The sequence below is a fragment of the Pseudoxanthomonas sp. genome (genome assembly GCF_051953815.1).
Classification (GTDB): domain Bacteria; phylum Pseudomonadota; class Gammaproteobacteria; order Xanthomonadales; family Xanthomonadaceae; genus Pseudoxanthomonas_A.
In genome coordinates, this window is the sequence record NZ_JBQCIJ010000033.1 from 79,851 (window position 1) to 99,891 (window position 20,041).

Below are 20,041 nucleotides of genomic sequence, written 5' to 3' on the forward strand. Positions count from 1 at the left end.
TTCGGAATGATTGGTCACGCGGCCATTGAACGCCGGAACTCGCGAGATCCCCGCCTTGCCTCCCCTTTTTAAAGGGGACCGAGGGGGGATTTGCTGTTGGCGCTGACATCAGGCGATCAGTGGCGCCCGAAGCGCACGTCCTTTCCCGCCAGCCACCCCGTAGTCCGCCGGGTCGCGGAAACCGGCACCCTCACGATCCCGGTTCCCGGCCGACTCAGTCCGCCACGGTCTTGTCCGGGTAGCGGCACAGATCCCGGATCACGCACTGCGGGCAATCCGGCTTGCGCGCCTTGCAGACGTAGCGGCCGTGCAGGATCAGCCAGTGATGGGCGTCGAGCAGGAATTCGGGCGGCACGGCCTTCAGCAGGCCGTCCTCGACTTCGCGCACGTTCTTGCCCGGTGCCAGCCCCGTGCGGTTGGCGACGCGGAAGATATGGGTGTCCACCGCCATGGTCGGCTCGCCGAAGGCGGTGTTCAGCACCACGTTGGCGGTCTTGCGGCCCACGCCCGGCAGCGCCTCCAACGCCTCGCGCGAGCGCGGGACCTCGCCGCCGTACTGATCCACGAGAATCCTGCAGGTGGCGATCACGTTCTTCGCCTTGGCGTTGAACAGGCCGATGGTGGCGATGTACTTCTTCAGCCCTTCCTCGCCGAGGGCGAGGATCCTCTCCGCCGTGTTGGCTACCGGGAACAGGCGCCGGGTGGCCTTGTTGACGCCGACATCGGTGGCCTGCGCCGACAACGTCACCGCCACCAGCAGCTCGAACGGGCTGCTGTACTCCAGTTCGGTCCTGGGCTTGGGGTTCAGTTCGCGCAGGCGCGAGAACAGTTCGTGCACTTCGGCCTTGCTGAGGGTGCGGCTGCGGCGTTTGCGGCGTTCGGTCATGCGATGTCTATTCGGAGGCCTTGTGGCCGGCCGCGCGCGCCTTGACGCGCGCCAGGATGGCGGCCGCGGAAGCAGGAAGCGCGGGGCGGGCGGTCGGTTGCGCGGCCACCGCGGGAGCGCGCCGGGCATCGCGTTCGGCGGCCCGCCGCGCCAACCGGAGCTGGCGGGCGCGATGGCGATCACGCGCGTTCCAGGCCGCCCGCAGGCGTTGCTGGGTTTCCCGGATCGTCGTCCAGCGCGCCGCGCATTCGCACGCGTGGCCCGGCGGGCAAGGCAGGAGATCCATCAGCCCCGCCTCGATGGCCGCATCCACATCGTCGCGTGCGAGCGACGCCAGCACGGCGTCGATGCGTGCGGCCTGGGGACAACCGGCGCGCGGCGTTTCGCCCATGGTGCGTTCAGCGGCCCGTGAACTGCGGCTTGCGGCGCTCCAGGAACGCCTGCGTGCCTTCGCGCATGTCCTCGGTCGAGAACATCAGGCCGAACTGCGCCGATTCGTACTGCAGGCCTTCCTCGATCGCGCACTCGCCACCGATGTGGATGACGTCCAGGTTGCCGCGCAGGGCCAGCGGCGCGGCCTGCGCGAGCTGTTCGGCCCACTGCGCGGTCTCGGCTTCGAGCGCGTCGGCGGCGACGACCTTGTTGACGATGCCGAGTTGATACGCGCGCTCGGCGCCGATGGGCGCGCCGAGCAGGCACAGTTCCAGCGCCGCCGCGCGCCCGGCCAGGCGCAGCAGCCGCTGGCTGCCGCCGAAGCCCGGGATCAGTCCCAGGTTGATTTCCGGCTGGCCGACCTTCGCGTTCTCCGAGGCGATGCGCAGGTGGCAGGCCATCGCCAGTTCCAGACCGCCGCCCAGGGCGAATCCATTGATCATCGCGATGACCGGCTTGGGCAGGGTTTCGATGCGTCGCATCAGGCGCTGGCCCCGCAGGGAGAAATCGCGCCCCTGGGTCGCGGACAGGGACGACATCTCGGCGATGTCCGCGCCGGCCACGAACGCCTTGGGACCGGCCCCGGTCAACACCACCACGCGCACGGCCGGGTCGCCGGCGGCCGCTTCGAAGGCGGCGAACAGGGCGTCTAGGGTGGCCGCGTTGAGGGCATTCAGCTTGTCCGGGCGATTGACCGTGATGCGTCGGACGGCACCCTGGTGGGTGACGGAAACGGGGGTGTCGGACATGCGCGGGATCCCGGTAAATTCGTGAATTTTAAGTGAAATTGAACTCTTGGGCCGACCCTTGGGTCGTACCCGGCGGTTGTCAGTGGCGGTTAAGCGCCCTGACCGCTATCCTAGCGCGTCCATTCGAGGCGGTACGTCCGCCGTGTACCACCACCCTGGAGAAATCGTTGATGAAGTTGCGTTCGTTAGTGGTCGCTGTCGCGGCATTCGCCATGGCCGGTAGCGCCCTGGCTCAGGACACCACGTCCGAGAAGGGCAAGTTGAGCTATTACTTCGGCTACGACTACGGCAACAACCTGGCGGAACTGACCGGTCGTGGCGAGCAGCTCGACATCAACACCGTCATCAAGGGCCTCCAGGATGCGTACGCCAAGAAGCAGCCGGCGCTGACCGCCGACCAGCTCAAGCCCGCGCTGGAAGCTTTCCAGAAGCGTGAGCAGGCGCGCGCCCAGCAGGCCAAGGCCGAGTACGACAAGGTCGCCGCGGAAAACAAGACCAAGAGCGATCAGTTCCTGGCCCAGAACAAGGCCAAGGCCGGCGTGCAGACGCTGCCCAGCGGCGTGCAGTACCGCGTGATCGAAGCCGGCGCCGGCGCCAAGCCGACCCAGGCCAGCACCGTGAGCCTGGAAGTGGCCGGTCCGTATCCGTTCGGCCAGAAGCCGGCCGAAGCCCGTCCGGCGCAGCAGATGCCGAACGTGAAGGTCAGCGAGATCGAAATGCAGGCCATGCGCGAAGTGCTGCTGCAGATGCCGTCGGGCGCCAAGTGGGAAGTCGCGCTGCCGCCGGACAAGGCCTATGGCGCGGATCCGCGCACTGGCTTCCCGCCGAACGTGGCGGTGGTGTTCGAAATCAAGCTGCTCAGCACCAAGTAATTCGCTTTTCCCGCAGTCCCGCTACGCCGGCCCCTGGGCCGGCGTAGTGCGTTTTGCGCGGCGCCGGCGCGATTTTCGCGCTAGGCTGCGCAGGTATGAAGGTTCATGAATTCCGCATTCCGCGCCGTGCTTAGCCCGTGCATCGGCGTCTGTACCCTGGGTGATGACGGGCTGTGCGAAGGCTGTCTGCGAACGACCGCCGAGATCGCCCGCTGGTCGCAAATGAACGATGACGAACGCCTGCGTCTGATGGAATCGGTGCTGCCCGCGCGCGAGCAGGGCCGACTGCCGTTCGAACAGCGCCTGCCCGAGGCCACGCGCCTGCGGCACGTGCTGCATCCGCTGGATCGGATTCCCACCGCGCGCGGCTGGAACCATGAGGAACTGGTCGACCTGCTGCCGCCGGGCGAACCGGCCGAGGCCGCCGTGCTGGCCGGACTGGTGCCGCGCCCGCAGGGAACCCAGGTCATCCTCACCAAGCGCACCGATGGCCTGCGCCATCATGCCGGGCAGGTGAGCTTTCCGGGCGGCCGCATCGAGATGGCCGACGCGGGCGTGGTCGCCGCCGCGCTGCGCGAGACCTGGGAAGAACTGGCCATTCCCGCCGGACAGATCGCGCCGCTGGGTTTCCTGGATCCGTTCACCACCATCAGTGGTTTCCGGGTGGTGCCGGTGGTGGCGGTGATCGACCCGACCTACGTCGCCACGCCCGAGCCGGGCGAGGTGGCCGATGTTTTCGAAGTTCCGCTGGACTACCTGATGGCGCCCGCCAATCTGCGCCGGGTAGAAGTCGACTACCGCGGTCGCCGTCGCGCGGTGCTGGAATACGGCTGGCCCGGCCAGCGCATCTGGGGAGCCACCGCGTCCATCCTGTTCAACCTGAGGCAACGGCTGGAGGGCGCGTGATGCACTGGACGACGCTGGTGGACGTGGAGGCGCTGGCCGGGGCGCTGGGCGATCCGGAACTGCGGATCGTCGATGCGCGGTTCGCCTTGATGGATCCCTCGGCCGGCCGGCAGGCCCATTCGCAATCGCATCTGCCGGGTGCGGTGCATGCGGATCTCAACCAGGATCTGTCCGATCTTTCCCGCGCGGGTCTTGGCCGCCATCCATTGCCCGATGAAGCGGCGTTCGCACGCCGGCTTGGCGAGTGGGGCATCGGGCCGGAGCACCAGGTGGTCGTCTATGACGCCGGCGACGGCAGCATGGCCGCCGCGCGTTTCTGGTGGATGCTGAAGCTGCTGGGCCATCGGCGGGTGGCGGTGCTCGACGGCGGCTTGGCGGCATGGCGCGCACATGGCCTGCCGGAAGCGGTCGAAACACCGCAGGTCGTTCCTCTGCCGGCATATCCGGCCAGGTTCGACGCGCGGCTCATCGCCGACGCCGAGGAAGTCCGCCAACGGCTCGATGAAGACAGTGGCTGGCTATTCGATGCGCGCGCCCCCGAGCGCTTCCGCGGCGAGGTGGAACCCATCGATCCGGTGGCCGGCCACGTGCCGGGCGCGCTCAATCGCCCGTTCGGCGCCAACCTGCGCGACGGCCGTTTCAAGCCGCCCGCCGAACTGCATGCCGAACTCGCGCCGATGCTGGCCGGACGCCGGCCGGACGACCTGGTGCTGATGTGTGGCTCGGGCGTGACCGCCTGCCACCTGCTGTTGGCGTTCGAACATGCGGGCTTGCCCGGTGCGCGCGTCTATGCGGGTTCCTGGAGCGGCTGGATCACCGATCCCGCGCGACCGGTCGAGCGCGGCGCACCCTGATCCGCGCACGGGCCCGCTTCGTCATCGCCTTGTAACGCTCCCCGGTCACTCTCCCGCGCTTCACAGGGGGATGACCGATGCTGCACCGTTTGCCGCACCTCGCGCTGGCGATGTGCCTGTTGTTGCCGGCCTGCCTGCCGGCGTCCGCGCAGGACGATGCTTCCGCCGAGCGCCTGCGCATCCATGGTTCCAACACGCTGGGTGACGCGCTGGTGCCGGCGCTGGTCGAAACCTGGCTTCGCCATATCGGCTACACCGGCATCCGCCGGCAGACGGTTTCGCCGCTGCGCACCGACATCCGCGCGGTGCGCGATGGCGTGCCGCTGATCGTCGAGGTCGACAAGCGTGGCTCGGCCGCCGGATTCAACGATCTGATCGAGGGCAATGCCGAGATCGCGATGCTGTCGCGCGCGCCACTGGCGGCGGAGCGCGAAGCGGCGTGGCAGTTGGGTGATCTGGCGTCGCCGGAACAGGAATTCGTGGTCGCGGTCGATGGGTTGGCGGTGGTGGTCAACGAGCGCAACCCGGTCCGCGGGCTGACGGTCGCGCAACTGCGCGATCTGGTCAGCGGCCGCATCGGCGATTGGGCCGGGATCGGCGGGCGCAATGCGCCCATCCATCTGCATCTGGGCCGCGCGCCCAGCGGGAACCGCGATTTCCTGCGCGAACGCGTGCTCGGAACCGCGCCGGCGGCCGCCACCGCGCGGACCCACGCGACGCTCGCGCAGGCCGCGCGCGCGGTGGCCGAGGATCCGGATGCGATCGCGGTGGTCGGCGTGGCCAGCGCCATCCCGCGCGGCACCCGCACGCTCGCCATCGCCGATGGCGGCATCGCGGTCCTGCCCACCCGCATCAACGTGATGAGCGAGGACTATCCGCTGGTGCGGCGCTACCGGCTCTACGGCGGCCCGCTGATGTCGGCGCTGGGCCGCAGCTTTGCCCAGTACGCGGTCGGCCGCGATGCGCAGCGGGCGGTGGCGCAGGCGGGGTTCCTGGCGGTGACCCTGCGTCCGGCGATGCAGGCGCGGTCGCCGGATCCCGCGCAGCCGTATGGACAGGCGGTGGCTGGCACCGCGCGCCTGCCGCTGAGCCTGCGTTTCAATCCAGCGTCATTGACGACGTTCTTCGACAGCCGCGGCGCCAACGACATGGACCGCCTGGCCGCCTACCTGCGGCTGCCGCAGAATCGGGGCCGCCAGGTGACCGTGGTCGGTTTCTCGCACGACGACGGCAGCAATCGCCTGATCGCCACCGTGCGCAGCAACCAGCGCGCCGACGCGGTGGCCGATCAACTGGTCAAGCAGGGCATCGCGGTGCAACGCTCCATCGGCATGGGCGCCAGTCGTCCGCTGCTGCAGGGCAATGATGCCGATGCGCGCTACCGCAACGAACGGGTGGAGGTGTGGGTGCGTTGAGATGGCGTGCATGCGGCGACCGGCATGGCCGCCGATGCAGGTTATTTCTTGAGCTTGTCCACCAGCGCCTTCAACGCGGCCTGGGTGTCGGGGGCATCCCAGGCGTCGATGAAGCGATCCAGTTGGATGAACTCGGGCGACATCGCCTCCACCACGTCGCGGCGGGCGATCGCGCGGGTCTGCAGCATCGGGTGATGGGGCAGGCGCAGCAGGTTCTCCAGCCAGGCCAGCGCGCGCGCATCGACCTGATCCTGGTCGGCCAGTTCGTCGACCAGGCCCAGTTCCAGCGCACGTTCGGACGGCACCATTTCGCCGGCCACCAACAGGCGTTCGGCCCGGTGCGGACCGACCAGCCGGCGCATCAGCCGCTGGATGCCCTCGGGAGCGACCAGGCCCACCTGGGTTTCATTCAGGCCGATGCCGAAGGGCCGCGCCGGGTCGGGGCTGCGCGCCATCACCCGGTAATCGCAACACAGTGCCAGCACGCAGCCACCGGCCGGCGCGTGGCCGCCAATGGCGGCGACCACCGGTATCCGCGAGTCCGCCAGCGCTCGCGCCGCGCCGAAGAACGCCTGCCAGGCATCCATCAGCGCATGCCGGTTCCCGCCCAGCGAAAGCAGATAGGGCACGTCCATGCCGGCGGAGAAGATCTTCGGGTTGCCGGCCAGCACGATGCCGTGGGCGCCTTCACCGATGGCGGTATCGATCGCGTGGATCAGCGCGCGGCACAACTCGGTGTTGAGGGCGTTGACCGGAGGCCTGGCCAGCCGGATCTCGCGGACGTTGCCATGGTCCCGGGTTTCGATCAGCGAGGACATTCATCTGCTCCAAGGGCGTGTGGGCCTATGATAGGCCCATGAATCGCCGCCATGTATCCGCCCTTGTATCCGTCGCGCTGCTGCTGGCCGGCAGCGCGTCCGTCCATGCCGCCGAATGCCTGCCCACGGCCCGCCAGGCATGGATACGCCTGCCGCCATCGCCGGCCATGCCGATGATGGCCGGTTTTCTCCGCATCGAGAACGCCTGCGCCAAGGCCGTGGAAATCACCGGGGCCGACAGCCTGGCGTTCTCCGAGGTTTCACTGCATGAATCCCGCCAGGTCGACGGCGTCAACAAGATGCGCGAACTGGAAACCTTGCCGATTGCCGCCGGCAAGTCGGTCGAGTTCAAACCCGGCGGCCTGCACCTGATGCTGTACAAGCCCTACACGCCGGTGAAGGAAGGCGACAAGCCGGTGATCACGCTCAAATTGAAGGATGGCCGCAGCGTTCCCGTGACCTTCGAGGTGCGCAGGGCGGCGCCGTAGCGCCATGACATCGCATGACGGTGTGTGCAGGCGCGACGTGAGTCGCGACCATCGATGATCTGATTCCGGCCGCGACCCGCGCCGCTCCTGCGGATTTCTAGACAGACGCGTTGCGCACCGCGTCCGGCAGCGGTGCGCTCTTGCCGGTGTGGGTATCCATCCACACCACCACCACGTTGCCGTCGCAGTACAACACGCCGTCCTGGTCGACGATGCGATGGCCGATGGTGACGCTGCTGGTGCCCAGGCGATCCACGTACAGTTCGACCAGGATGTCGTTCGGCCAGGTCAGCGGCCGCCGGTAGTTGATGTTGTTGGCGGCGACCACGGGCGCGATGCGATCGGTCATCGAGACGCCCGGGATATCCAGTATCCAGCGCACGCGCGCTTCTTCCAGGTAGGACACGTATTTGGCGTTGTTGACATGGCCCATGCTGTCCATGTCGCGCCAGCGCACGCTGATCGGAATCGCCGCCAGCCGCTTGCGTTCAGAAGAGGTCTCGGACGTCGTGCTCATTTGGCTTTCGCGGCCTTCTTCTTGTCGGACTTGCGCGGCGGCAGCACGTCGGGCTTGGCGACCGCGGCCGGCTTGCTCGCCTTGGGCGTCTTGCTAGCGGGCAGCAGCTTGGCCAGGAAGTGTCCGGTGTGGGATTCCGGATGCGCGGCGATGTCTTCGGGGGTACCGGCGGCAAGGATGCGCCCGCCGCGATGACCGCCTTCCGGCCCCAGATCCACCACCCAGTCCGCGGTCTTGATCACGTCCAGGTTGTGCTCGATGACGACGATGGTGTTGCCTTCGTCACGCAGCTTGTGCAGCACGGCCAGCAGATGCTCGATGTCGTGGAAGTGCAGGCCGGTGGTGGGCTCGTCCAGGATATACAGGGTGCGGCCGGTGTCGCGGCGCGACAGTTCCTTCGACAGCTTGACGCGCTGCGCCTCGCCGCCGGACAGGGTGGTCGCGCTCTGGCCGAGCTTGATGTAGCTCAGGCCGACGTCCATCAGCGTTTCCAGCTTGCGGGCGATGGCCGGCACCGGCTCGAACAGCTTCAGCGCATCCTCGACGGTCATTTCCAGCACGTCGTTGATGTTGAAACCCTTGTACAGGATCTCCAGCGTCTCGCGGTTGTAGCGTTTGCCGTGGCAGACATCGCAGGGCACGTACACGTCCGGCAGGAAGTGCATCTCCACCTTGATCAGGCCGTCGCCCTGGCAGGCCTCGCAGCGGCCGCCGCGCACGTTGAAGCTGAAGCGGCCAGGCGAGTAACCGCGCGCGCGCGCCTCGGGCACCTGCGCGAACAGTTCGCGCAGCGGCGTGAACAGGCCGGTGTAGGTGGCCGGATTGGAGCGCGGCGTACGGCCGATCGGCGATTGGTCGATGTCGACCACCTTGTCGAACAGATCCAGGCCGACCACTTCGCGGTACGGCGCCGGTTTGTGCGAAGCCCCGTTGATCTCGTTGGCGGCCAGCGCGAACAGGGTGTCGTTGATCAGCGTCGACTTGCCCGATCCGGACACGCCGGTGATGCAGGTGAACAGCCCGGAGGCGATGTCCAGGTCGACGTCCTTCAGGTTGTTCCCGCTGGCGCCGCGCAGATGCAGCATCATCTTCGGGTTGGCCTTGTGGCGCGCCTTGGGCACCTCGATGCGGCGCTTGCCGGACAGGTACTGGCCGGTCAGCGAGCGCGGCGCCTTCAGGATGTCCTGCAGGCTGCCTTCGCCGACGATCTCGCCGCCGTGCACGCCCGCGCCGGGACCGATGTCCAGCACGTAGTCGGCGGCGCGGATGGCATCCTCGTCATGCTCGACCACGATCACGGTGTTGCCCAGATCGCGCAGGCGGGTGAGCGTGCCGAGCAGGCGCTCGTTGTCGCGCTGGTGCAGGCCGATGCTGGGTTCGTCCAGCACGTACATCACGCCGACCAGGCCGGCGCCGATCTGCGAGGCCAGGCGGATGCGTTGCGCCTCGCCGCCGGACAGCGTGTCGGCCTTGCGTTCCAGGGTCAGGTAATCCAGGCCGACGTCGACCAGGAAGCCCAGCCGTTCGCCGATTTCCTTGACGATCTTGGCGGCGATTTCGCCACGCCAGCCGGGCAGGACCAGGCTGCGGAAGAACGACAGCGCCTCGTCCACCGGCATCACCACCAGCGCCGGCAGCGGCCGGTCGGCGACGAACACGTTGCGCGCGGCCTTGTTCAGGCGCGCGCCGCCGCAATCGGGGCAGGGCTGCTCGCTGATGTACTTGGCCAGCTCCTCGCGCACTGCCGGCGATTCGGTCTCGCGGTAGCGGCGTTCGAGGTTCGGCACGATCCCTTCGAAACGGTGCTTGCGCTGGGTGCGGCCGCCCGATTCGGTGAGGTAGGTGAAGGTGATGACATCCTCGCCGCTGCCGTACAGCACGGCCTGGCGGGCCTTCTCCGGCAGCGACTGCCAGGGCGCGTCGACATCGAAGCGGTAGTGCTTGGCGAGCGACGCGATCAACTGGAAGTAATACGCGTTGCGGCGATCCCAGCCGCGCACCGCGCCGGCGGCCAGCGACAGTTCCGGATGCACCACGACACGCGCCGGGTCGAAGAACTGCGCCACGCCCAGGCCGTCGCAGGTCGGGCAGGCGCCAACCGGCGAATTGAACGAGAACAGACGCGGTTCCAGTTCCGGCAGCGAATAGTCGCAGACCGGACAGGAATACTTGGAGGAGAACAGCAGCGGATCGGTTTCCGGCTTGTCCAGCGACATCACCGAGGCCATGCCGTCGCCCAGCTTCAGCGCGGTCTCGAAGCTCTCGGCCAGGCGCTGCTTGATGTCCTCGCGCGGGCGGAAGCGGTCGATGACCGCTTCGATGGTGTGCTTCTGGCGCAGCGCCAGCGGCGGCACCGAATCGATTTCGTGCAGTTGGCCGTCCACGCGCACGCGCACGAAACCCTGCGCCCGCAACTGGTCGAACACCTGGGCATGCTCGCCCTTGCGCTCGCGGATGACCGGCGCCAGCAGCATGTAGCGCTGTTCGCCGTCCAGGCCGAGTACCTGGTCGACCATCTGGCTGACCGTCTGTGCTTCCAGCGGATAGCCGTGGTCGGGGCAGCGCGGGGTGCCGACGCGGGCGTACAGCAGGCGCAGGTAGTCGTAGATCTCGGTGATCGTGCCGACCGTCGAACGCGGATTGTGCGAGGTCGACTTCTGCTCGATCGAGATGGCCGGCGACAGACCCTCGATATGGTCCACGTCCGGCTTTTCCATCACCGACAGGAACTGCCGGGCGTAGGCCGACAGCGACTCGACATAGCGGCGCTGGCCCTCGGCGTAGATGGTGTCGAACGCCAGCGAGGACTTGCCCGAGCCGGACAACCCGGTGATGACAATCAGCTTGTCCCGGGGCAGGTCGAGGTCGATGTTCTTGAGGTTGTGGGTGCGTGCGCCGCGGATGCGGATGCTGTCCATGCCGTGGGGTGGCCTGTTCAGAAAAGGGGGAGGGAAGGGCTCCGGATCCGCCGGTGCGACCCGGTCGCGCCAGCGAATCGCCCAGCGTAGCGATTCCGTTATTTGGGGGCAAATCGCCTTGAGCAAAGGCCCGCCGGGGCTGTCCCGCGGGCATCGCTCCGGTACCGTTCACCCGGTTTCCGGCCTCTGCCACCGCCGCCGAGCAGACCTGATCGCTGTCTCAGCCGCTGCGACTGGCACGGGAGGGGCCGGCAGGAGGGGAACGGCGGGCGCCTCCCGGGACGAAGGGGAGGGGTGACTTGACCCTAACCTGCTGAAAGCCCTACAATTCCGCTTCTGACCGCCCTCGATGGTGGTCGGGTCAAGAGAATAACTACAGAAGAGGATTCACCAATGTACGCAGTTCTGGTCACTGGCGGTAAGCAATACCGCGTGATGAAGGGCGAGACTCTGCGCGTCGAGAAGCTCGATGCGGAAGCCGGTAAGGAAGTCACGTTCGACAACATCCTGATGCTGGGCGACGGCGAAAGCGTCACCCTGGGCGACGCGCTGAAGAGCGCGAGCGTCTCGGCCAAGATCGTCGGCCACGGCCGCGCCGACAAGGTCCGCATCATCAAGTTCCGCCGCCGCAAGCACCACATGAAGCGTCAGGGTCACCGGCAGCATTACACCGAAATCGAAATCACCGGCATCAACAAGTAAGGAGAATCAGTCATGGCACATAAAAAGGGCGTAGGCTCCTCGCGCAACGGCCGCGACTCCAATCCGAAGATGCTGGGCGTGAAGGTCTATGGTGGCCAGGCGATCGACGCCGGCAACATCATCGTCCGTCAGCGTGGCACCCAGTTCCATCCGGGTTCTGGCGTCGGCCTGGGTCGCGATCACACCCTGTTCGCGCTGGTCGACGGCAAGGTCGAGTTCTCGATCAAGGGCCCGAAGAAGCGCCGCACCGTGAGCGTGGTCGCGGAAGCCTGAGGCGCCGCACACACGTAGCGAAGGGCCCCGCCGCGTGCGGGGCTTTTCGTTTGGGGGCCGGATTGGGAGGGGTGATTCGGGATTCGTGAAAAAGCGGATTCCTTCCCGTGGTTCCCTTTGCGGCCTGTCCGGACCGGCGATGCCGCCTGTCCGAATCTCCAATCCCGATTCCCAATCCCGATTCCCATGAAACTCGTAGACGAAGCGGAAATCCAGGTCATCGCCGGCAACGGCGGCAACGGTTGCATCGGCTTCCGGCGCGAGAAGTTCATTCCGCTGGGCGGACCGGACGGCGGTGACGGTGGCAACGGCGGCAGCGTCTGGCTGGTCGCCGACGAAAACCTCAACACCCTGGTCGACTTCCGCCATGAGAAGACGTTCCGCGCCCAGCGCGGCGAGAACGGCATGGGCCGGCAGATGTACGGCAAGGCCGGTGAGGATCTGACCATCACCGTGCCGGTCGGCACCGTCATCACCAACGTCGAGACCGATGAGGTCATCGGCGACCTGACCCGCCACGGGGATCGCCTGCTGGTCGCCAAGGGCGGCAAGGGCGGCCTGGGCAACATGCATTTCAAGAGCTCGGTGACCCGCGCGCCGCGCAAGGCCACGCCGGGCGAGGAAGGCGAACAGCGCCTGCTCAAGCTGGAACTGAAACTGCTGGCCGACGTCGGCCTGCTGGGCTTCCCCAACGCAGGCAAGAGCACCCTGATTCGCGCGGTTTCGGCGGCCACGCCGAAGGTCGCCGACTATCCGTTCACCACCCTGTATCCCAACCTGGGCGTGGTCAGCGTCGAGGCGCACCGCAGTTTCGTCATCGCCGACATTCCCGGCCTGATCGAGGGCGCCGCCGACGGCGCCGGCCTGGGCGCGCAGTTCCTGCGTCACCTGCAGCGCACCCGCCTGCTGCTGCACCTGGTGGACATGGCGCCGATGGAAGGTGGCGTCGAGGGCATCGCCCCGGCGGATCAGGTCCGCGCCATCGAGCAGGAACTGATGAAGCACGATCCTGCGCTGCTGGAGAAGCCGCGCTGGCTGGTGCTCAACAAGGCCGATCTGATGTTCGAGGACGAGGCCCGCGAGCGCGCCGAACAGATCGTCGCCGAACTGGACTGGATGCATCCCTGGTACCAGATTTCCGCGATTTCCCGCGAAGGCACCTGGCCGATCATGCAGGACGTGATGGCGTTCTTCGACCGCGAGCGCGAAGAGGCCGAAGAGGCCCGGAATGCCGGCTGAGGCGGCAGAGCCGACGCTAGCCGCTTTGCTCCTTCCCCCGCATGCGGGGGAAGGCCGGGATGGGGGCAAGCCGGAATCCGGGGTGGGCCCACAGGGCAGACGCTATCCAGTGAAGCCGGCGTCGGACGTTCGTAGTTCCCCGTCGGTAGCCAACCAATCGATTCCGTTCCGCCCCCACCCCCATCCTGCCCCGCAAGCAGGGGAGCAGGCTGGATTCCGGGCAACAAAAAACCCGGCCGGAGCCGGGTTTTTTTGCTTTCCCGTGGTCGCCTGTTCAGGCGGCCTGGAGCGCCTTGATGCGGGCGGTCAGGCGGCTCTTGTGACGGGCAGCCTTGTTCTTGTGGATCAGGCCGCGCGAGCTGTAGCGGTCCAGGATCGGCTGGGCCACGGCGAAAGCGGCCTGCGCGCCGGGGGCGTCGTTGGCGTCAAGCGCCTTGAGCACTTTCTTGACGGCGGTGCGCAGCATGGAGCGCTGGGCAGAGTTGCGCGCATTGCGCACGACGGTCTGCTTGGCGCGCTTCTTGGCGGACTTGATATTGGCCACGATGGGTTCCTGAAAGCTGGGATAATGGGGTTACGGGAAAATAGACAAAAAAGTATGGACTATTCAGAGGCTTGCGTCAACCTGGGTCAACCGGCAGGGGAGACCGCCCGATGAGCGGCAATCGGCTCCTGCGTTCCACCGCCGTTTTCAGCGCCATGACCTTCCTGTCCCGCCTCTCGGGGCTGGTCCGGGACCAGGTCTATGCGGCGGTGTTCGGCGCCACCGCCGCAATGGACATCTTCTTCATCGCGTTCAGGATTCCGAATTTCATGCGCCGGCTTTCGGCCGAGGGCTCGTTCTCGATGGCCTTCGTGCCGGTCCTGGCCGAGTACAAGGAAAAGCATGGACAGGAGGCCGTCAAGGAACTGATCGATCGGGTCACCGGCACCCTGGCGGCGGCCCTGCTGGTGGTGACCGCGCTGGTCCTGCTGCTGGCGCCGCAACTGGCCTTCCTGATTGCCTCCAAGTACACCGGCGAGCATCACGACATGCTCGCCGAAATGCTGCGCATCACCTTCCCGTATGCGCTGTTCATCTCGTTGGCATCGCTGGTGGGCAGTGTGCTCAATAGCTACCAGCGTTTCGCGATTCCCGCGCTGTCGCCGATCCTGCTGAACCTGTCGATGATCGCGGCGGCCTGGCTTGCCTTCGTCAGCGGCGCCTCAGTGATGGCGCTGGCCTGGGGGGTGTTCGTCGCGGGCATCCTGCAACTGGTCTTCCAACTGCCCGCGCTGGCGAAACTCGGGCTGATGCCGCGCCCGAAGCTGGGGCTGGCCCACGCGGGCGTCCGCAAGATCATGAAACTGATGGTGCCGACCCTGTTCGGTTCCTCGGTGGTGCAGTTCAACCTGCTGTTCAACACCTGGGCCGCGGCGTTCCTGGTGAGCGGCAGCGTGAGCTGGCTGTATTACAGCGATCGCCTGCTGGAGTTTCCGCTGGGCATGTTCGGCGTGGCCATCGGTACGGTCATCCTGCCGCACCTGTCCAGCCGTCACGCCGCGACCGATCCGGAAGGTTTCTCCAAGGGGCTGGATTGGGGCTTCCGCCTGTGCCTGCTGATCGGCGTGCCGGCCTGCATCGGCCTGGTCCTGTGCGCCGGTCCGTTGATGGCGACGCTGTTCCAGTACCACAACTTCACCGCCTTCCATGCGCAGATGAGCAGTTGGAGCCTGATGGCCCAGTCCACCGCGGTGCCGGCCTTCCTGCTGGTGAAGGTGCTGGCGCCGGCGTTCTACTCGCGCCAGGACACCCGCACGCCGGTCAAGTCGGCGGTGGTATCGGTGCTGGTGAACGCGAGCGCCACGATTCTGTTGTTCGCCGGCCTGTTGATGTTCACCGACGTGGGCCAGGCTGCGTTGGCCAAGGCCGACGGCAAGTACCTGGACGCGCTGGCCCACGTCCCCGGCGCGCACGCGCTGCTGGCGCTGGCGATCGCCATTGCCGGCTGGACCAACGCCGTGCAGTTGGCCTGGTACCTGCGCCGGGCCGGCGTCTACCGGCGCCAGCCGGGCTGGGGGCGGTTCCTGCGCCAGATTGGCCTGGCCTCGCTGGCGATGACTGTGGTGGTGCTGGCGCTGCGATGGGTCTGGCCGGACTGGTCCCACTGGGCCTGGTGGGAGCGCGGCTGGCGGCTGGCGGTGCTGGTCGGCAGCGGCGGAACGCTGTACGCGGCGCTGCTGTGGCTGCAGGGCATCCGGCCCCGCGATCTGCGGGGACATTGAGATGGAGCGGGGCGGCTATACTTCGGAATTCGCGCGTTTCGCGCCGGGCCGCCCGTGCCGGGTGGCCGCCCCAACCAGGAATTTATGAGCAGGCTGTTTCGTGACGTCGACGGCGGACCGGTGAGTCCCCGGGGAAGCGTGGTCTGCATCGGCGCTTTCGACGGCCTGCACGGCGGTCACCGGGCGCTGGTGCGCCACACGGCCGCGCGCGCCCGGGTTCTGGGCGTGGACGCGGTGGCGCTGACTTTCGAGCCGCTGCCGCGCGAGTTCTTCGCCCGCGAAAACCCGCCGCCGCGATTGACCCTGGCCCGCGCCAAGGTCGAAGGGCTGCGCGATCTGGGGGCCGATGCGGTCGGCCTGCTGCGGTTCGATGCGGCGATGGCCGCGATGAGCGCGGAGGATTTCGTTCGCCGGATGCTGGTGGGGCGCCTGTCCGCGCGCGAGGTCTGGATCGGACCGGAGTTCCGTTTCGGCCACAGGCGCGGTGGCGACCTGGCGCTGTTGCAGGCGATGGGCGCCGAACTGGGTTTCGTCGCCAACGAAATCGAAGCGGTGCGGGTGCAGGGGGAACGCGTTTCCAGCACCCGCATCCGCGAAGCCTTGAAGCAGGGCGATTTCGCCGACGCCGCGCGCCTGCTCGGCCGTCCCTACGCGATCGGCGGGCGGGTGGTGCGCGGGCAGCAGCTCGGCCGCACGCTCGGTTTCCCGACCGCCAACCTGCGCTTCCCGAAGACGCCCGCGCTGTCCGGCATCTATGCGACCTGGGTGCATGGCGTGACCGGGGACCCGTGGCCGTCCGTGTCCAGCTTCGGCACGCGTCCCACCGTTGACGGCGTCGAGCCGCTGCTGGAAGCACACCTGTTCGACTTCGCCGGCGATCTGTACGGACGCCACATCGAAGTCGAATTCGTCGCCAAGCTGCGCGATGAACTGAAATTCCCCGATCTGCCCAGCCTGACCGAGCAGATGCACCGCGACGCCGAGCAGGCGCGCGTCCTCCTTTCAAACGACAACCAACGAGCAACGGCGTGAGCCAGGACTACAAAGCCACCCTCCATCTGCCGGCCACGGATTTCCCGATGCGCGGCGACCTGCCCAAGCGCGAGCCGGACACCCTGGCGCGCTGGGAAGCCGACGGCCTGTACGCGCAGCTGCGCGCCAACGCCAAAGGCCGCCCGCTGTTCGTGCTGCATGACGGCCCCCCGTACGCCAACGGCGCGATTCACCTGGGCCATGCGGTCAACAAGATCCTCAAGGACATCATCGTCAAGTCGAAGTACCTGGCCGGTTTCGACGCGCCCTACATCCCGGGTTGGGATTGCCACGGCCTGCCGATCGAAATCGCCATCGAGAAAAAGTACGGCAAGGTCGGGGTGAAGCTGGACGCGGTCGAATTCCGGCAGAAGTGCCGCGAGTACGCCGAATCGCAGATCGATCTGCAGCGCAAGGACTTCAAGCGCCTGGGCGTGATCGGTGACTGGGACAATCCGTACAAGACCCTGGATTTCCGCTTCGAGGCCAACGAGATCCGCGCGCTGGCCAAGATCGTCGCCAACGGCCACCTGACCCGTGGCGTGAAGCCGGTGCACTGGTGCTTCGACTGCGGCTCGGCGCTGGCCGAAGCGGAAATCGAGTACCAGGAGAAGGAGTCCCCGGCCATCGACGTGGCCTACACCGTGCGCGATCGCAAGGCGCTCGCGGCGGCGTTCGGCATCGACGTTCCCGACGACGTGGAAGTCGCGCTGCCGATCTGGACCACCACGCCGTGGACGCTGCCGGCTTCGCTGGCCGTGTCGCTGGGACCGGATCTGGAATACGCGCTGGTCGAGGGGCCGGCCCGTGACGGCAAACGCCGCTGGCTGGTGCTGGCCGACGCGCTGGCCGCGCGCGCGCTGCAACGCTATGGCGTGAACGATCTGACCGTGCACGCACGCACCGCCGGCGCCTCGCTGGAAGGCCTGCTGCTGTCGCATCCGTTCTATGCCGAACGCGAGATTCCGGTGCTGCTGGGTGATCACGTGTCGGCCGAGGACGGCACCGGCGCCGTGCACACCGCGCCCGGCCACGGCCAGGAAGACTTCGTGGTCGGCCAGCGCTATGGCCTGATCGACAAGTACACCAGCGCCCAACTCAATCCGGTCGATGGCCGCGGCGTGTACCTGCCGTCGACGCCGCCGGCCGGCGACACCGTGCTGGCCGGCCTGCACATCTGGAAGGCAAACGACGCGCTGGTCGAAGTGCTGCGCGACAGCGGGGCATTGCTGGCCTTCGCCAAACTGAGCCACAGCTATCCGCATTGCTGGCGACACAAAACGCCGATCGCCTTCCGCGCCACTCCGCAGTGGTTCATCTCGATGGATCAGGCGCATCTGCGCCGGGACGCGCTGGCGGCGATCACGCAGGTCGGTTGGTTCCCGCAGTGGGGCGAGGCCCGCATCGCCGGCATGGTCGAAGGTCGTCCGGACTGGACCATCTCGCGCCAGCGCACCTGGGGCGTGCCGATCGCGCTGTTCGTGCATCGCGAAACCGGCGAACCGCACCCGCGCACCGTCGAGCTGATGCGGGCGGTCGCCGATCGCGTCGAGCAGGGCGGCGTGGATGTCTGGTACACCCTGGACATGGCCGAGCTGCTGGGCGACGAGGCGGGCGACTACGAGAAGATCACCGATATCCTCGATGTCTGGTTCGACTCCGGCGTGACCCACGAGGGCGTGCTGCTGGAGCGTGGCCTGGGCAAGCCGGCGGATCTGTACCTGGAAGGGTCGGATCAGCATCGCGGCTGGTTCCAGTCCTCGCTGCTCACCGGCGTGGCCATCGACAGGCATGCGCCGTACCGGCAGTGCCTGACCCACGGCTTCACCGTGGACGAGCATGGCCGCAAGATGTCCAAGTCGCTGGGCAACGGCATCGAACCGCAGGACATCATGAAGAACCTGGGTGCGGACATCCTGCGCCTGTGGATCGCCTCGGCCGACTACAGCAACGAGATGTCGCTGTCGCAGGAGATCCTCAAGCGCAACGCCGACGCCTACCGCCGCCTGCGCAACACCGCGCGCTTCCTGCTCGGCAACCTGCACGGTTTCGATCCGGCGCGCGACCTGCGCCCCCTGGAGGACATGGTCGCGCTGGATCGCTGGATCGTGCATCGCGCCTGGGAAGTGCAGGAGAAGATCAAGGCCGCCTACGAGCGTTATGACTTCGCCGAGATCGTGCAGGCGCTGCTGAACTTCTGCAGTGTCGATCTGGGCTCGCTGTACCTGGACGTCACCAAGGACCGCCTGTACACGATGCGCGAGGACTCGCGCGGCCGCCGTTCGGCGCAGAGCGCGATGTACCGCATCGCCGAGGCCTTCGTGCGCTGGATCGCGCCGGTGCTCAGCTTCACCGCCGACGAGATGTGGGGTTACCTGCCCGGCGAGCATGCCGGCAACGTGCTGTTCGCCACCTGGTACGACGGCCTGGCGCCGCTGCCGGAAGACGCCGTGCTGTCGGCGGCCGATTTCGATCAGCTGCTGGCCCTGCGCGAGCAGGTCGCCAAGGTGCTGGAACCGATGCGGGCCAATGGCCAGATCGGCGCGGCGCTGGAAGCGGAGATCGCGGTGTCGGTGAACGCCGCCATCGCCGCCAGGTGGCGGCCGCTGGCCGATGAACTGCGGTTCTTCTTCATCAGCGGCGACGTGACCGTCGGCGCGGTGGAGGCGGACGAGGTGTTCGTGCTGGCCCAGCCGACCCAAAAGCAGAAATGCGTGCGCTGCTGGCACCATCGGGCCGACATCGGCGCCAATCCGGCCCACCCGGAGCTGTGCGGTCGCTGCGCCAGCAACGTCGACGGCCCCGGCGAAGACCGCCGCTGGTTCTGACGCCAGCTCGCGCCCTTCCCCCGCCCGCGGGGGAAGGTGAGAGGTGGCGCGCAGCGCCGGATGGGCAAGCCGATCGAAGCGGGCTGGCTGGAAGACCGGACCGGGCAGCGGCCCGGAAAGTCCCTCCATAGGCCAACCGATGCAGTCAGCCCACCTCAAGCTACGCCTTTCCAGAATGCCTGCCGCCGATCAGCCTGGCCCGCCGGGCGACCCGCTCCCACCAGAAATGCTCCTCGACCCATCTCCACCCACGGGCACGGCGGCCTGAAACGCCAGAAGCCAGCCGCTTTACCCGCATACTCCTCCCATCCGGAAACCGACCCATCCCATGAGCCCAACCACCGCCAAACCCAATGCCCTGATCTGGCTGCTGCTGTCGGCCATCGTCATCGGCCTGGACCAGTGGACCAAGGCCTGGGTGCTGGCCTCGCTGCCCGAGTACACCGCCGTGCCGGTCATCGAAGGCTTCTGGAACTGGTTCCGCACCTACAACACCGGCGCGGCCTTCAGTTTCCTCAGTGGCGCCGGCGGCTGGCAGATCTGGTTCTTCACCGCCCTGGCCATCGGCATCTGCGGCCTGCTGACGTTCTGGCTCGGCCGCACCCCGCGCGGTGACTGGCGCCAGGCGCTGCCGTACTCGCTGGTCATCGGCGGCGCGCTGGGCAACGTGGTCGACCGCCTGATCCACGGCCATGTCATCGACTTCGTCCAGTGGTACTGGCGCGACCACTATTGGCCGGCATTCAACCTGGCCGACTCGGCGATTGTCGCCGGCGCGGTCGGCATCGCCCTGTTCGGCCTGTTCGAAGGCAAACGCAACAAGCCGGCCAAGGCGTGAGCCAGGGCC

Annotated in this window: 19 protein-coding genes; 12 read left to right on the plus strand and 7 right to left on the minus strand. The window is 67.4% G+C overall.

The genetic code is table 11. The features are described 5' to 3' along the window. Positions 1-214 precede the first annotated feature (214 nt). Genes nth through ACTHN1_RS08325 form a run of 3 tightly spaced genes read right to left on the minus strand, consistent with a single transcriptional unit; the run spans position 215 to position 2,067 of the window. Positions 215-886 (minus strand): endonuclease III, encoded by a 672-nt coding sequence (gene nth, locus ACTHN1_RS08315; RefSeq protein ID WP_440470483.1) that lies wholly within the window; start codon positions 884-886, stop codon positions 215-217. A gap of 7 nt (positions 887-893) precedes the next feature. Then, on the minus strand, positions 894-1,277 hold the full coding sequence (locus ACTHN1_RS08320; RefSeq protein ID WP_440470484.1) for a hypothetical protein: 384 nt from the start codon (positions 1,275-1,277) through the stop codon (positions 894-896). Between the two features lie 7 nt (positions 1,278-1,284). Continuing rightward, entirely contained in the window at positions 1,285-2,067 is a 783-nt protein-coding gene (locus ACTHN1_RS08325; RefSeq protein ID WP_440470485.1) for an enoyl-CoA hydratase/isomerase family protein, read from the minus strand. Positions 2,068-2,237: 170 nt separating this feature from the next. On the opposite strand from ACTHN1_RS08325, the gene ACTHN1_RS08330 reads away from it, so the two are divergent. From ACTHN1_RS08330 to ACTHN1_RS08345, 4 genes are all read left to right on the plus strand, one after another. Continuing rightward, positions 2,238-2,939: an FKBP-type peptidyl-prolyl cis-trans isomerase N-terminal domain-containing protein gene (locus ACTHN1_RS08330; RefSeq protein WP_440470486.1), complete on the plus strand. Its 702-nt coding sequence runs from the start codon at positions 2,238-2,240 to the stop codon at positions 2,937-2,939. 105 nt (positions 2,940-3,044) lie between these two features. Next, positions 3,045-3,845 carry an NUDIX hydrolase gene (locus tag ACTHN1_RS08335; protein ID WP_440470487.1) on the plus strand — a complete coding sequence of 267 codons (801 nt, stop codon included), beginning with the start codon at positions 3,045-3,047 and terminating at the stop codon, positions 3,843-3,845. Further along, the gene (locus tag ACTHN1_RS08340) at positions 3,845-4,699 is read left to right on the plus strand and encodes a sulfurtransferase (RefSeq protein ID WP_440470488.1); all 855 of its coding nucleotides are present in this window, start codon (positions 3,845-3,847) and stop codon (positions 4,697-4,699) included. The genes ACTHN1_RS08335 and ACTHN1_RS08340 overlap by 1 nt, the downstream gene beginning before the upstream one ends. A 77-nt stretch (positions 4,700-4,776) precedes the next feature. Next, on the plus strand, positions 4,777-6,114 hold the full coding sequence (locus ACTHN1_RS08345) for a substrate-binding domain-containing protein (RefSeq protein ID WP_440470489.1): 1,338 nt from the start codon (positions 4,777-4,779) through the stop codon (positions 6,112-6,114). A gap of 41 nt (positions 6,115-6,155) precedes the next feature. Here the strand turns inward: ACTHN1_RS08345 and ACTHN1_RS08350 are convergent, their stop codons facing one another. Then, positions 6,156-6,932, minus strand: a complete 777-nt coding sequence (locus tag ACTHN1_RS08350; RefSeq protein WP_440470490.1) for an enoyl-CoA hydratase/isomerase family protein — start codon at positions 6,930-6,932, stop codon at positions 6,156-6,158. 38 nt (positions 6,933-6,970) lie between these two features. On the opposite strand from ACTHN1_RS08350, the gene ACTHN1_RS08355 reads away from it, so the two are divergent. Then, on the plus strand, positions 6,971-7,420 hold the full coding sequence (locus ACTHN1_RS08355) for a copper chaperone PCu(A)C (protein WP_440470491.1): 450 nt from the start codon (positions 6,971-6,973) through the stop codon (positions 7,418-7,420). A gap of 97 nt (positions 7,421-7,517) precedes the next feature. On the opposite strand, the gene ACTHN1_RS08360 is transcribed toward ACTHN1_RS08355, so the two are convergent. Together ACTHN1_RS08360 and uvrA are read right to left on the minus strand one after the other, a co-directional pair. Continuing rightward, positions 7,518-7,937, minus strand: coding sequence for an acyl-CoA thioesterase (locus ACTHN1_RS08360; protein ID WP_440470492.1), 420 nt, complete (start codon positions 7,935-7,937; stop codon positions 7,518-7,520). Then, a complete protein-coding gene (gene uvrA, locus ACTHN1_RS08365) occupies positions 7,934-10,855 on the minus strand; it encodes an excinuclease ABC subunit UvrA (RefSeq protein WP_440470493.1) in 2,922 nt (973 codons plus the stop codon). Before uvrA ends, ACTHN1_RS08360 begins: the two co-directional genes overlap by 4 nt. Positions 10,856-11,248: 393 nt before the next feature. Between uvrA and rplU the strand changes: the two genes are divergently transcribed. The 3 genes from rplU (at position 11,249) to cgtA (ending at position 13,069) form a co-directional block, all read left to right on the plus strand. Beyond that, complete coding sequence (gene rplU, locus ACTHN1_RS08370; protein ID WP_141453509.1) at positions 11,249-11,557, plus strand: 50S ribosomal protein L21; 309 nt, start codon at positions 11,249-11,251, stop codon at positions 11,555-11,557. 12 nt (positions 11,558-11,569) lie between these two features. Next, positions 11,570-11,830, plus strand: coding sequence for a 50S ribosomal protein L27 (gene rpmA, locus ACTHN1_RS08375; RefSeq protein WP_141453508.1), 261 nt, complete (start codon positions 11,570-11,572; stop codon positions 11,828-11,830). Positions 11,831-12,016: 186 nt separating this feature from the next. Further along, entirely contained in the window at positions 12,017-13,069 is a 1,053-nt protein-coding gene (gene cgtA, locus ACTHN1_RS08380; RefSeq protein WP_440470494.1) for an Obg family GTPase CgtA, read from the plus strand. Between the two features lie 274 nt (positions 13,070-13,343). Here cgtA and rpsT read toward each other — a convergent pair whose 3' ends face one another. Next, entirely contained in the window at positions 13,344-13,613 is a 270-nt protein-coding gene (gene rpsT / locus ACTHN1_RS08385) for a 30S ribosomal protein S20 (RefSeq protein ID WP_440470495.1), read from the minus strand. A 110-nt stretch (positions 13,614-13,723) separates the two neighbouring features. Here rpsT and murJ point away from each other — a divergent pair, with 110 nt between their 5' ends. The 4 genes from murJ (at position 13,724) to lspA (ending at position 20,032) form a co-directional block, all read left to right on the plus strand. Next, the gene (gene murJ, locus ACTHN1_RS08390) at positions 13,724-15,334 is read left to right on the plus strand and encodes a murein biosynthesis integral membrane protein MurJ (protein WP_440470496.1); all 1,611 of its coding nucleotides are present in this window, start codon (positions 13,724-13,726) and stop codon (positions 15,332-15,334) included. Positions 15,335-15,418: 84 nt separating this feature from the next. Continuing rightward, entirely contained in the window at positions 15,419-16,366 is a 948-nt protein-coding gene (locus ACTHN1_RS08395; protein WP_440470497.1) for a bifunctional riboflavin kinase/FAD synthetase, read from the plus strand. Beyond that, positions 16,363-19,194, plus strand: a complete 2,832-nt coding sequence (gene ileS, locus ACTHN1_RS08400) for an isoleucine--tRNA ligase (protein WP_440470498.1) — start codon at positions 16,363-16,365, stop codon at positions 19,192-19,194. Before ACTHN1_RS08395 ends, ileS begins: the two co-directional genes overlap by 4 nt. 328 nt (positions 19,195-19,522) lie before the next feature. Continuing rightward, a complete protein-coding gene (gene lspA / locus ACTHN1_RS08405; RefSeq protein WP_440470499.1) occupies positions 19,523-20,032 on the plus strand; it encodes a signal peptidase II in 510 nt (169 codons plus the stop codon). Positions 20,033-20,041: the final 9 nt, after the last annotated feature.